The sequence below is a fragment of the Mesorhizobium sp. HAY1-8B genome, assembly GCF_056868045.1.
Genome location: NZ_CP200321.1, coordinates 4,022,200 through 4,035,439 on the forward strand (window position 1 = coordinate 4,022,200; position 13,240 = coordinate 4,035,439).

The window sequence follows — 13,240 nt, forward strand, 5'->3', positions numbered from 1 at the left end:
TGGCGTGGATCAGGAGCAACCGCAGCACGAGAAGATCAGGTTCAGGCGGGATGAAATCACCGACCTGGGGGCATTGCCGTCCGCGTGCCGCGTGCCGCCGCTCGGTCAGGCGTCCATCGGCCGCGGCTTCCGCATCCTTTCGCGCGTGTTCGCCGGCGTTGTCAGCCTCGTGTTGCTGGCAGCAGTCGTCGTCTATCTGGTCGGGGCATCCGGCATCGGCTCCGAGCGGCTTCGGACGGAAGCCGAGGTCGCCATCGAGAGACTTGCCGGCGTCGATGTCCATGTCGCCGTCGGGCCGGCGCGCATCACGCTCGACAGTTCGAGTTTCGTCGCGCTTCAGGTCAGCGACGTCAGCCTGAAGACATCGGATGGCAAGCCGATGGCGGATGCCGGCCGTGTTCGCTTCGGCATGCGCCTGGTACCGCTGCTGTGGGGGGAGGTGCGCCTGACCAGCGCCAGGATCTCCGACGCGCGCATCGTCACGGCCGCGATGCCGTCAGGCGGTGACTGGACAGCCGGCTTGCGCAATGAGGATGGCCTCGTCGACCCGGAGAAACTGTCCGACGCGGTGTTCGGCAACATCCATCAGGCGCTCGACGCCGTGCGGGAAGATTCGCTGCGCCGGATCGATCTCAGCAACGTCGAATTCGTATTGCCCGAAGCCGGGGCGATCAAGCTGGTCACCATCACCGACGCCACCGTCGTACAATCGGGCCCGGGCGGTATGGAGTTTTCCTCCGAGGCGAATGTCGACGGCAGAAAGGTTACCCTTGCCGCTTCCGCAACCCGCGATATCGCGGCGCACCGCGTGACGTCGCTGACCGCGAACATCGAGCTGGCGGCTGCCGACAATAGCGCGGCCGGCGCTGGGAGGCTGGGTGCGGTCGCATTGAAGCTGACAGGATCGGAAGGATCCGGCGCGAATGCATCGCGGCTGACAGCCGCGATCTCGTCCGCTGGGTCCGTCCTTGATCTTGGCACGCGCGGCTTGCTGCCGGCCGACATCGATGTCGATGCCACGCTTGTCAATGGCAGCAACAAGATCCAGGTCGACAGGCTGCTCCTGAAAACCGGTCGGTCTTCTTTCAATTTCGGCGGCTCGATAGGGCCAAAGCCGGCGACAGGAGCGGTGGGCGAGGAACCCTCCTATCGTTATGACCTGACCAGCGACGGTTCGACCCTGGCGCCATCGGAATCGCCCGAGCCCGCGCTGGCGTTCGTCGCCCGCATTGCCGGGGTCTATCGGACCAAGAGCCATGAACTGGTGGCCGAGCAGATCGCGGTTCGGTCCGACGCTTCCGGCGAGGTGCTTGGCACCGCGGCCGTGAAATTCGTTGACGGCAAGGCCCCCGGTATCAATCTGGCGCTCAACGTCCATGACATGCCGGTCTCGCACGTCAAGCAGCTGTGGCCGTGGTTTTCGGCCCGCAACGCGCGGCTCTGGGTGCTGGACAATCTGTTCGGCGGCCGCGTCGTCGATGCCAATCTTCAGTTCCAGGTGGTGCCGGATCGCCTTGGCAACGGCGTTCCGCTTTCGGCCGACGAAGTGTTCGGCCGCTTCCAGATCGAGGGGGCGCGCTTCGACACGGCCGGCCGCATTCCGCCGATACGCGACGCGGTCGGCGTCGTCGCCTTCCACGGCAACGACGTCGACATTTCGCTCTCATCGGGCACCGTCTTCATGCCCAGCGGCCGCACCGTGGCGGCCAGCAACGGCACACTGTCGGTCAAGGCGGCGAACCACCCGCCGGTCATCGGCGCACTCGACATTGACGTGGAGGGAGAGGCGTCGGCTGTCGCGGAACTCGCCTCCTACGAACCGATCAACGCCATGCGCCATGTCGGCTTCCTGCCGGCGGACCTGTCCGGCAGCGTTGCCGGCCATGTCAGGGCCGACATTCCGTTGCAGTCCGGCGTCGACACCTCGAAGCTCGACTGGCTGGTGTCCCTCGACTACACCGGCCTGTCGCTGGCCAAGCCGTTCGAGGGACAGACCGTCACCGATGCCGACGGCTCGATCACGGTCGACCCTGTAAAGGCGGTGATTTCCGCCAAGGCCTCGCTGAACAACATTCCGGCCGAACTCGACCTCGTCGAGCCGCTGGCGGATGATGGGCCGCCGCGCAGCCGCAAAGTGGCCCTGGTGCTTGACGACAAGATCCGTGCCGCCGCCATGCCCGGCCTAACGCCGATGCTGGGCGGAACGGTGAAAGTCGCGATCGACAAGAGCGGCAACGGCAATCAGAATGTATCGGCCGACCTGACCAATGCCAGGCTGGACATTCCCTGGGCTGGCTGGAGCAAGGGGGCAGGGGTTCCAGCCAGTGTCACCTTCGTCATGACCAAGTCCGGTGACACCACGACACTGTCCGATTTCAACCTCGATGGCAAAACATTCTCCATCGACGGCAGCATCGTGCTGGTCAACGGCGCCCTGTCGTCGGCAAAATTCAGCAAGGTCACCTTAAACAGGGGTGACGATGTCGCGATTTCGGTGAAGCGGTCGGGCAAGGGCTACGCGGTCGACATCAATGGCAATGCGCTCGACGCTCGCTCGCTCATCAAGCAGTTCATGTCGGATGTGGACACCGCAACCAAGACCACGGGGACAGACAACATTTCCGTCAGCGCCGACGTCGAGCAGCTCACCGGTTTCCACGACGAACAACTGTCCAACCTGAAGCTGGACTACAGCGCGGCCGGTTCAAGGGTGAACGGCCTGAAGGTCAGCGCCACGGCCAGTTCGGGCGCAGCCATAGCAGTCAGCAACACCGCCGGCGATGGTCGGCGCTCGCTCAACGTGCAGTCGGCGGATGCCGGCGCTATCCTGAGATTTCTCAACATCTACGAGCATATGGAAGGCGGGTCGATCACCTTGGCGCTGACGGGGGCAGGCGACGGGCCGATGAAGGGCAAGGTCGATACCAGCAGCTTCTTCATCGTCAACGAGCCGAAACTGGCCTCAATCGTCTCGACCACGCCGGCCGGCGACAACCGCAGCCTCAATCAGGCGGTCAAGGGCAATCTCGACACGTCGCGGGTCAAGTTCGAGCGCGGCTACGCCGAGATCGACAAAGGCAGTGGCTATCTGAAGCTGGCCAATGGCGTGCTGCGCGGACCCCGCATCGGCACGACGTTCCAGGGCATCCTCTACGACCAGAACAACAATATGGATATGACGGGCACCTTCATGCCGGTCTATGGGCTCAACCGCATCTTCGGCGAACTGCCCATCGTTGGCGCGCTTCTCGGTAACGGCCGCGATCGCGGCCTGATCGGCGTCACCTACCGGCTCAGGGGCAATGCCAACAAGCCGATGCTCGACGTCAACCCGCTATCCGTGATCGCGCCGGGCATATTCCGGTCGATCTTCGAGTATCGCTAGAGTATTCTAGGATAAGTGTGAAACGGTTTTTCCGGGAAAAGCGCTTAGCGCTTTCCGTTGGGAATGCCTCAAAACAAATAGTTAGGGCCGTTCACCGTTTCCGTGAGATGGTGAACGCTTCCAGGCGGCCTCAGGCCGGCCGCACCAGAACGTGTTTTTTCTTGCCGAGTGAAAGCTTTACGACGTTTTCCGGACTCAGATCCTGAAGCGTGACCATGCGGCGATCATCGGTGACCGACTGGTCGTTGATGCGAACCGCACCGCCCTGGATGTGCCTCCGCGCCTCGCCATTGGACGATGCCAGTCCAGCCGTGACCAGCAGCGACAGGATGCCGACGCCGGCCTCCAGCGCTGCCTTGTCGGCCCCGACGGTCGGCAACGTATCGGCGAGCGCCCCTTCCTCGAAGGTTTTTCGCGCGGTTTCCTCGGCCTGCTGTGCCGCCTCGCGGCCATGGACGATCGCCGTCGTCTCCGTCGCCAGCACCTTCTTGGCCTCGTTGATCTCGGAGCCGCCGAGTGCGGCCAGCCGTGCGATCTCATCGAGGGGCAGGCGGGTGAATATCTTCAGGAAGCGCTCGACATCGGCGTCCTCGGTGTTGCGCCAGTACTGCCAGAAATCATAGGGCGAGAAGAGGTCGCCGTTGAGCCACACCGCACCTTTTGCCGATTTGCCCATCTTGGCGCCGGACGATGTCGTGAGCAGCGGCGTGGTCAGCGCGTAGAGTTGGGGCGTACCCATGCGATGGCCGAGATCGACGCCGTTGATGATGTTGCCCCACTGGTCCGATCCACCCATCTGCAGGCGGCAGTTCTGGCGCCGGGCGAGTTCGACGAAATCATAGCCCTGCAGGATCATGTAATTGAATTCGAGGAACGACAGCGATTGCTCGCGGTCGAGCCGCAGCTTGACGCTGTCGAAGGTCAGCATGCGGTTGACGGAAAAATGCCGGCCGACATCGCGCAGGAACTCGACATAGTTGAGTTTCATCAGCCAGTCCGCATTGTTGACCATGATGGCGTCGTTCGGGCCGTCGCCGAAACGCAGGATGCGGCCGAAGATGCGCTTGATGCCCTCGATGTTGGTGGCGATCGCCTCGGGTGTCAAAAGGCTGCGCTGGTCGTCACGGAAGGACGGGTCGCCGATCATCGACGTGCCGCCGCCCATCAGTGCGATCGGCCGGTGCCCGGTCTCCTGCAGCCAGTAGAGCATGGTCGCGGAGATCAAATTGCCGATATGCAAGCTGGTGGCGGTGGCGTCGTAGCCGACATAGGCGGTGACCGTTTCCTTGGCGAAAAGCTGGTCGAGGCCGGTCTCATCCGAAATCTGGTGGATGAAGCCGCGCTCGCTCATCGTGCGCAGGAAATCGGATTTGAAGGCAGGCATGGTTTCTTTCCCGAAAGCGTCCGCCCGGTCCGGCGCGGCGTATGTGAACGGGCGCGTTTAGCATCCAAGCGCGATCAGCAAAAGTGGAATCCGGTTTTGCGTCCGATCGCGCGGCAACCAAGGGTTCGCGATCAGCAAAAGTGGAATCCGGTTTTGCGTTCGATCGCGCGGCAGATCGCCTGCGCGCGAAGGACCACAAGATGTCCTGATGATCACCGGTTGTTGAAACAGCGGAACGGGCCGTCCGGCACCAATGCTTGCTTCATCGTTTCGGCTGGCGTAATGAGGCGCCGCGCCAAAGGTTCTTGCAGTCCCACGACCTCGAGCGGCACCGCACGGCATCCAGGAATGCCATATCCGACGACAGAGCCCCGACGCGACATGCCGGACGCATTGATATCCATCGTCATTCCTTGCAGGAACGAGGCGGCAAACCTGCCGCTGCTGATCGACGAGATCGAGACGGCGATGGCCGGGCGCGACTTCGAACTGATCATCGTCAACGACGGCTCGACCGACGAGACGGCTGCCGTGCTGACCGAGCAGGCGACGCTTCGCTCCTTTCCGGTACGGGAATTGCGGCACCAGAAATCCGCCGGCCAGAGCCTTTCAGTGCGTTCGGGCGCCTGGGCGGCGCGCGGCAGCATCGTCGCCACGATCGATGGTGACGGCCAGAACGATCCGCAATACATCCCCGTGCTGGTGGACGCCTTGCGGCAGGCCGGCCCCGATTTCGGCGCCGCCCAGGGGCAGCGCCTCAAGCGCCGCGACAGCAAGGTCAAGCAACTGGCGTCGCGCTTCGCCAACTGGCTGAGAAACGCCATCCTGCATGATGAGACGCGCGATACCGGCTGCGGCCTGAAGGCTGTCCATACGGACATCCTGCGCAAGCTGCCGTTTTTCGACGGCACGCACCGCTTCGTCCCCGCTCTGGTCATCCAGGAGGGCTATCGCGTGGTGCATTGCGACGTCGTCGACCGCTCGCGCCGGCACGGCAAGTCGAACTACGGCATTTTCGACCGCGGCCTGCAGGGCGCGCTCGATCTCGGCGGTGTCTGGTGGCTGCGCCGCAGGCGCCGCAGAATGCCAAAAGTAGAGGAAATCAAGCGTGTTTAACGTGCTTCAGGAACTGGCGACGTGGCTTCACCAGGTTTTCATCAAGCAATTCGATGCGTGGGTCCTGCTCGGCTTCATTGCCCAGTTCTTCTTCACCATGCGCTTCGTCGTGCAATGGCTCGCCTCGGAAAAGGCCAAGCGCAGCGTGGTCCCGGTGGCCTTCTGGTTCTTCTCCCTGTTCGGCGGCGGCCTGCTTCTGATCTATGCCATCCAGCGCCAGGATCCGGTGTTCATCGCCGGCCAGGCCATGGGCATGTTCATCTACATCAGGAATCTCTGGCTGATCGCCAATGAGCGCAAGGCGGCGATGACCAAGGTCGATTGAGCGGCCTGTCACATCAAGAAATGACCAGAGAGGTTCGAGCATGGCGTTGAACAGGAACTACATCCTTCTCTTCCTGTTCAGCCTGGTGATGACGGTTTCGGGACTGGCATCCCTGCCGCCGATCGACCGGGACGAGTTGCGCTTCGTCCAGGCCACCAAGCAGATGGCGGAGAGCGGCGACTATGTCGACATCCGCTTCCAGAACGCCTCGCGCTACCAAAAGCCGATCGGTATCTATTGGCTGCAATCTGCCGCCGTGACCTTGAGCGGCAAGGGGGCCGAAGCGCCGATTTGGGTCTACCGCACGGTCTCCGCGCTTGGCATTGCCATTGCGGTGCTGGCGATCGCCTGGACAGGGACCAATCTTTTCGGCGCCAATGCCGGCCTCGCCGCCGGCCTGGTGATGGCGGCGATCTTCGCCACGGCCTTCGAGGGCCGCGACGCCAAGACCGATGCGATGCTGCTCGCCTGCTGCGTGGCGGCGCAAGGCGCACTGGCGCAGATCTACCTGGCAACACGGCGCAACGAGCCGGTCGCCGGCCACCTCTGGTGGATATTCTGGATCGCCCAAGGGGCGGCGATCCTCATCAAGGGGCCGATTGCGCCGCTGCTGTCGGCACTGACAATCGCCGCGCTGTTTGCCTTCGAGCGCGACGGGCGCTGGCTGTCGAAACTCAAGGTCGGGCGCGGCCTGTTGCTCGTCGTGCTGATTACGCTGCCCTGGCTCGCCGCGATCACCTGGAAAAGCCATGGTGCTTTCCTGCAGCAGGCTGTCGGCAAGGACATGCTTGGCAAGGTCGCGTCGGGCGAGGAATTGCATGGCCTGCCCCCGGGCTTTTACATGCTGACCTATTCGCTGTTCATGTGGCCCTTCGGCCTGATCGCCGTCGGCGCCGGTCTCCAGGCCCTCAACCGTCTGCGCGACGATGTCAGGTTGCGCTTCTGCCTCGCCTGGTACATCCCTTTCTGGCTCGTATTCGAACTCATTCCGACGAAGCTGCCGCACTACGTTCTGCCGGCCTATCCCGGCATGGCGCTGCTGATCGGCTGGCTGCTGACGTTGTCGCCGGAGGATGCCAACACACCGCTCAAGCGCTGGCAGCAATGGCTGTGGTGGTCGACTGCATTCGGCCTGGTCGTGGTCAGCCTCGGCCTGGCGGCGGTCTGCATTGGAGCGCCGATCTACCTCACCCACACCTTTTCCTGGTGGAGCATTCCGGCCGCCGCTGCCGCGCTCGGCACTGGCTACCTGGGTTTTTCGCGGCAGTTGCAGGTGCCGCTGCCCCGTATCGGAGCCACCGCCGCCTGTGCCGGCATCACCTATGCCTTGCTGTTCGGTGTCATCGCTCCATCCCTGAAGCCGATCTGGCTGAGCCCGGCAATCAAGCAAGCGGTGCTTGCCAACAAGGCTTGTGACACGACGGTGCTGGCCTCGGCGCGCTATCAGGAACCGAGCCTGGTGTTCCTGGTCGGCACCAAGACGGTGCTGACCGATATTGGGGGGGTGGCGGAACATCTGCTTGCCGATCCGGCCTGCGCGTTGGGGCTGGCGCCGATCGAGGATGAGCAGAAACTGAATGGCATGCTGTCGGTGCGAGGCAAATCGGCGAACCGCGTCGCCGAAGTCGACGGCCTCAACTATTCGTCGGGAGACAAATTGTCGCTCGGCCTCTATCGTATCGCGCAATGATTTCGGCGATGAGGTCGACTTCCCAATGCTCGTGAAATCGCGCCCACCCGTTTCTGGCAGGCTCCTGGGGGCAGGGCGCCGGTCGGTCGACAATTTTCTCGACACGATGCGGATCGTGAGAGGGCGCTTTGCTGCTCGTCCCGCCAGGTACCCGAACATAGTATGGTCGGTCTGGGGCTTGGGCTGGGTTCTGCTGACAGCGGCGGCGTTTGTCCGTCTCGACACCCCTGCGGGGATACTTCGCGATCAATGGTCACCGGGATTCGTCCGTCTGGCCGACTTTTTCACGCAGTTCGGTCTCGGCGGCTGGTATCTTATTCCGCCCGCGCTTTTGCTCGTCGCGGCCAATCTGACCGATTGGCGAAGTCTCTCGAGACGATCATTGATGCTCGCCTACAACTGGACTTGCCTGGCTTTCCTGGTGCTGAGCGCCGTCGGCCTGTCCGGTCTGACGGTCAATGTCCTGAAGTACGCGATCGGCCGGGCCCGACCGCTCTACTTCCAGGATTTTGGTGTCCTGGCCCTGCATCCCTTTGCTTTCGATGCACGCTTCGCCGGTTTTCCGTCCGGCCATGCCACGACGATGGGCGCGGTGTTCGGCGTTCTTCTGCTCTTGTTTCCGCGACGCTGGTACATCGCGCTGGCGGTGACGGCCTGCATCGCCTCGACCCGGGTCTTCGTTGGTGCCCACTACCCGAGCGACACGGTCGCCGGCTTCGGCCTCGGCTGCGCCTTCGCGCTCGCCTGCGGGGTGGTCTTTGCCCGTCTCGGCTTCATCTTCCGGCCGACGCAATCGGGATTGCCGGTCCGCAAAGCATCGTTCCGGTTGGTTGCCCCGGAAAGATAGCGAAAGATAGTCGCAGGGCGGATTGATCTAATTGCTGTCCAGTCCGCCGTAGGATCTCACCAGGCGAGCCATGTCGGACGAATTGGCCGTTTCGCTTTCGAGCCCTTGCGCGACACCCGCGCGATCGGCGACGGGACGGTTCTGGCTGACCTTCCACTTGCCATGGATCTCGCTGATCTCGATCTCCAGCCCGATAATGCCCTTGATCTGCGACTGGATGAAGGGCGGCGGCGCATCGGTCACTGCCCAAGGCGCCTCGCGCGCACCTTCCTGGGAGGCGGTCAGGTCGGCGATCTGGCGCGCGAGCCATTCCTGGTCGTCGATCACCTTGGCGGTGCCGCGCACTTGCACGATGGCATAGTTCCAAGTCGGCACCACCTTGCCGGTCTCGCGCTTGGTTTCGTACCAGGAGGGCGTCACATAAGCGTCGGTGCCCTGGAAGACGATCAGCAAGGGCGATCCCGGATTGTCGGCAATGAGGCGCCATTGCGGGTTGGCCTTGGCCAGGTGAGCCCGCAACTTGCCGTTCGGCGCCGCTTCAGCGTCGAGCAGGAAGGGAATGGCGTTTGCGACCGGGCCGTCAGGCCCGTTCGAGATCAGCATGCCGAGCGGATACGCCCTGATCAGTCCATGCAGGACATCGGGTCGCGTTTCCTGGAAATGGGGAGGCTCGTACATCGGCGCTGGCGCCTTCCCCTGTTTATCTCAGCCGCTTCGGCCGCGGATCGGACAATTCGCCCGCCAGCCGGCGATCGAGATAGTCGGCGCATTCCTCGATCAGCAGGTCGGCGTCGTTGGCGAAAAAGTGGTTGGCGCCGGGCAGGGTCTTCTGCGTGATGGTGATGCCCTTCTGCGTGTGCAGCTTGTCGACCAGGCCTTGCACATCCTTCGGCGGCGCCACCTTGTCGGCATCGCCATGGATGATCAGGCCCGATGACGGGCAGGGCGCCAGGAACGAGAAATCATAGGTGTTGGGCTGCGGCGCGATCGAGATGAAGCCTTCGATCTCCGGTCGGCGCATCAAAAGCTGCATGCCGATCCACGAGCCGAAGGAATAACCGGCGACCCAGCAACTCTTGGAATCCGGATGCAGCGACTGGACCCAGTCGAGCGCGGCCGCCGCGTCCGACAATTCGCCGGTGCCGTGGTCGAACTCGCCCTGGCTGCGGCCGATGCCGCGGAAATTGAAGCGCAGCGTGGTGAAATCACGCTTCTGGAACATGTAGAAGAGGTCGTAGACGATCTTGTTGTTCATCGTGCCGCCGAATTGCGGGTGCGGATGCAAAACGATGGCGATCGGCGCGCTCTTTTCCTTGGAGGGCTGGTAGCGTCCCTCCAGGCGACCGGCCGGACCGGTGAAAATGACCTCAGGCATGAAATACTCCACTTGGTATACGAATGCGCGGCGCCCGGAACGTGTCTTCCTCTGGCCTTGACGCAGGGCGAGCGTCTTCTTAGAAGCTAGTTTAGAACTATTCAAAACTGAGTGGCCAGACGTCGAGCCCGGCCACCCGCGCCGCAAGCCGCGTAAATAGGACGGCTCGCCTTGGAATTTCAAGGAAATAACGCCATACGACGACCGAATGGCTTCTGACGGGACCAACTGGACGAAAATGGCCGCAAAACGCGCCTATCTCGACTACAATGCCAGTGCGCCGCTGCTTGCAGCGGCACGCGAGGCTATGGTCGCGGCATTTGACGTGGCCGCCAACCCGTCGTCGGTCCATGCCGAGGGCCGCGCCGCGCGGCGCCTGATCGAGACGGCGAGGCGAGAGGTCGCGGCATTGGGGAATGCCAGGCCCGAACATGTCGTGTTCACCTCCGGAGCGACCGAAGCCGCCTCGACGCTTCTGGTCCCTGATTGGCAGATGGGCCGCGGCGGCCTGCGCATGAGCCGGCTTTACGTGTCGGAGGCCGATCATCCCTGCCTGTTGAATGGCGGGCGCTTCCCGGCGGCGCAAGTGACGCGCATCGGCGTCGACGCCAATGGCATTGCTGATCTTGCGGCCTTGGCGGCCGCGCTTGCAGGTCATGACAAGGCCGATGGCCTGCCGCTGGTGGCGATCCATGCCGCCAACAACGAGACCGGCGTCATCCAGCCGATCGATCGTATGGCCGAGATCGTCAAGGCCGCCGGCGGCATTCTTGTCGTCGATGCGGTTCAAGCCGCGGGTCGCGTTTCGATCGACATGTCAGCGGGTTACGCCGATTATCTGATTCTGTCTTCGCACAAGATCGGCGGCCCCAAGGGCGTCGGCGCCATCGTCGCTGCCGCCGACCTGATGATGCCGAAGCCCCTGATAAACGGCGGCGGCCAGGAAAAGGGCCATCGCGGCGGTACGGAAAACCTTGGCTCCATCGCCGGTTTTGGTGCTGCCGCACGCGAAGCGCTGGCCGGACTGCCGGCCATCGATGCGGTGCGCGAGCGCCGTGACGAGATAGAGGCCATCGTCAAAACGCTGGTCCCGGATGCGGAAATCTTTGGAACCGGCGCGCCAAGGCTTGCCAACACGACATTCTTCGCTATTGCGGGCGTCAAGGCCGAAACCGCGCAGATCGCCTTCGATCTGGCCGGTGTTGCGCTGTCGGCCGGCTCCGCCTGTTCGTCGGGCAAGGTCGGGCCGAGCCACGTGCTGAAAGCCATGGGCTATGGCGACAGTCTCGGTGCCTTGCGTGTGTCGATCGGTCCGGCGACGGGTGCTGGGGACATAGAACTGTTCCACACCGCGCTGGCGGGCATCGCCGCTCGTCGGGCGGATAAGGGAAGGGCCGCGTAGCGGTTGGACGATTTTGGGCTTTTCGGCCTGGTAGAGCCGTGCGTTTCATACTGGCCGGGTGCATTTCCGGTCGAGGCGCACTATATGGAACTTACGCTGCCGCGAGCGCTTCTTCGGCGCTTATTTCGGCGGTGCCATAGTTTGAAAACTGTCGGGCCTTGACCCCGGCGTGGATGGAGAACGCATATGCCTGCTGTGCAGGACACGATCGATCGGGTCCGAAAGATCGACGTCGACCAATACAAATACGGATTCCAGACGGAAATTGCAGTCGACAAGGCCCCCAAGGGCCTGAGCGAAGACATCATCCGTTTCATTTCGGCCAAGAAGGACGAGCCGTCCTGGATGCTGGAATGGCGCCTGGAAGCTTATCGGCGCTGGCTGACGCTGGAAGAGCCGACCTGGGCGCGCGTCCACTATCCGAAGATCGATTTCCAGGACATCTACTATTACGCGGCGCCCAAGAGCACGCCTGGCCCATCGTCGCTCAGCGATGTCGATCCCGAACTCTTGAAGGTTTACGAGAAGCTCGGCATTCCGCTTAAGGAGCAGGAGATCCTCGCCGGCGTGCAGAAGACCGATGCCTCCGATCTCGAGGAGCCTAGCGACAATGTCTACAAGTCGGGCCGTGTGGCTGTCGACGCGGTGTTCGATTCCGTTTCGGTCGTCACCACCTTCAAGAAGGAACTGGCGCAGGCCGGCGTGATCTTCTGCTCGATCTCTGAAGCCATCCGCGAGCATCCGGAACTGGTCCAGAAATATCTCGGATCGGTGGTGCCGACATCGGACAATTTCTACGCCACGCTGAACTCGGCTGTCTTCACCGACGGTTCCTTCGTCTTCGTGCCCAAGGGCGTGCGCTGCCCGATGGAACTGTCGACCTATTTCCGCATGAACGAAAAGAACACCGGCCAGTTCGAGCGCACGCTGATCATCGCCGAGGAGGGGGCTTACGTCTCCTATCTCGAAGGCTGCACCGCGCCGCAGCGCGACGAGAACCAGCTGCATGCCGCGGTGGTCGAACTCGTGGCGCTCGACGATGCCGAGATCAAATATTCGACGGTGCAGAACTGGTATCCCGGCGACGCCGAAGGCAAGGGCGGCATCTACAATTTCGTCACCAAGCGCGGCGACTGCCGTGGCAACCGTTCGAAGATCTCGTGGACGCAGGTCGAAACCGGTTCGGCGATCACCTGGAAGTACCCGAGCTGCATCCTGCGCGGCGACGATTCCTCCGGCGAGTTCTATTCGATCGCCGTGTCGAACGGCTACCAGCAGGTCGACAGCGGCACCAAGATGATCCATCTCGGCAAGAACACGTCGAGCCGCATCATCTCCAAGGGCATCGCCGCCGGCTTCTCGCAGAACACCTATCGCGGCCAGGTTTCCGCGCACCGCAAGGCGACCAACGCCCGCAACTTCACCAACTGTGACTCCCTGCTGATCGGCGACCAGTGCGGCGCGCACACCGTGCCCTATATGGAAGCCAAGAACTCGACGGCGCAATTCGAGCACGAAGCAACGACGTCGAAGATTTCCGAGGACCAGAAATTCTACGTGATGCAGCGCGGCATTCCCGAAGAGGAAGCCATCGCGCTGATCGTCAACGGCTTCGTCAAGGACGTCATCCAGCAACTGCCGATGGAGTTCGCCGTCGAGGCGCAGAAGCTGATCGGCATCTCGCTTGAGGGCTCGGTCGGCTGACCGGACAGATAT

Annotated in this window: 10 protein-coding genes; 7 read left to right on the forward strand and 3 right to left on the reverse strand. The window is 62.8% G+C overall.

What is annotated here, in order from left to right; all coding sequences use genetic code 11:
- Nucleotides 1-4 precede the first annotated feature (4 nt).
- On the forward strand, nucleotides 5-3,385 hold the full coding sequence (locus AC1VON_RS18985; RefSeq protein ID WP_483124520.1) for a hypothetical protein: 3,381 nt from the start codon (nucleotides 5-7) through the stop codon (nucleotides 3,383-3,385).
- 130 nt (nucleotides 3,386-3,515) lie between these two features.
- Here the strand turns inward: AC1VON_RS18985 and tyrS are convergent, their stop codons facing one another.
- Nucleotides 3,516-4,769, reverse strand: a complete 1,254-nt coding sequence (tyrS, locus tag AC1VON_RS18990; protein WP_483124521.1) for a tyrosine--tRNA ligase — start codon at nucleotides 4,767-4,769, stop codon at nucleotides 3,516-3,518.
- A gap of 381 nt (nucleotides 4,770-5,150) precedes the next feature.
- On the opposite strand from tyrS, the gene AC1VON_RS18995 reads away from it, so the two are divergent.
- The 4 genes from AC1VON_RS18995 to AC1VON_RS19010 are packed head-to-tail and all read left to right on the forward strand — an operon-like array spanning nucleotide 5,151 to nucleotide 8,747.
- Nucleotides 5,151-5,885 carry a glycosyltransferase family 2 protein gene (locus tag AC1VON_RS18995; RefSeq protein ID WP_172350824.1) on the forward strand — a complete coding sequence of 245 codons (735 nt, stop codon included), beginning with the start codon at nucleotides 5,151-5,153 and terminating at the stop codon, nucleotides 5,883-5,885.
- Nucleotides 5,878-6,210, forward strand: coding sequence for a lipid-A-disaccharide synthase N-terminal domain-containing protein (locus AC1VON_RS19000; protein WP_056562293.1), 333 nt, complete (start codon nucleotides 5,878-5,880; stop codon nucleotides 6,208-6,210). The genes AC1VON_RS18995 and AC1VON_RS19000 overlap by 8 nt, the downstream gene beginning before the upstream one ends.
- 40 nt (nucleotides 6,211-6,250) lie before the next feature.
- Nucleotides 6,251-7,900 (forward strand): ArnT family glycosyltransferase, encoded by a 1,650-nt coding sequence (locus AC1VON_RS19005; RefSeq protein ID WP_483124522.1) that lies wholly within the window; start codon nucleotides 6,251-6,253, stop codon nucleotides 7,898-7,900.
- 25 nt (nucleotides 7,901-7,925) lie between these two features.
- Nucleotides 7,926-8,747, forward strand: coding sequence for a phosphatase PAP2 family protein (locus AC1VON_RS19010; RefSeq protein ID WP_483124523.1), 822 nt, complete (start codon nucleotides 7,926-7,928; stop codon nucleotides 8,745-8,747).
- 27 nt (nucleotides 8,748-8,774) lie between these two features.
- Here AC1VON_RS19010 and AC1VON_RS19015 read toward each other — a convergent pair whose 3' ends face one another.
- Together AC1VON_RS19015 and AC1VON_RS19020 are read right to left on the reverse strand one after the other, a co-directional pair.
- Nucleotides 8,775-9,425: an FMN-binding negative transcriptional regulator gene (locus tag AC1VON_RS19015; protein WP_483124524.1), complete on the reverse strand. Its 651-nt coding sequence runs from the start codon at nucleotides 9,423-9,425 to the stop codon at nucleotides 8,775-8,777.
- Between the two features lie 22 nt (nucleotides 9,426-9,447).
- Nucleotides 9,448-10,122 carry an alpha/beta hydrolase gene (locus AC1VON_RS19020; protein WP_027042409.1) on the reverse strand — a complete coding sequence of 225 codons (675 nt, stop codon included), beginning with the start codon at nucleotides 10,120-10,122 and terminating at the stop codon, nucleotides 9,448-9,450.
- 238 nt (nucleotides 10,123-10,360) lie between these two features.
- On the opposite strand from AC1VON_RS19020, the gene AC1VON_RS19025 reads away from it, so the two are divergent.
- Together AC1VON_RS19025 and sufB are read left to right on the forward strand one after the other, a co-directional pair.
- The gene (locus AC1VON_RS19025) at nucleotides 10,361-11,524 is read left to right on the forward strand and encodes a cysteine desulfurase family protein (protein ID WP_483126346.1); all 1,164 of its coding nucleotides are present in this window, start codon (nucleotides 10,361-10,363) and stop codon (nucleotides 11,522-11,524) included.
- A gap of 186 nt (nucleotides 11,525-11,710) precedes the next feature.
- Nucleotides 11,711-13,228 (forward strand): Fe-S cluster assembly protein SufB, encoded by a 1,518-nt coding sequence (gene sufB / locus AC1VON_RS19030; RefSeq protein WP_483124525.1) that lies wholly within the window; start codon nucleotides 11,711-11,713, stop codon nucleotides 13,226-13,228.
- The last annotated feature ends 12 nt before the right edge of the window (nucleotides 13,229-13,240 follow it).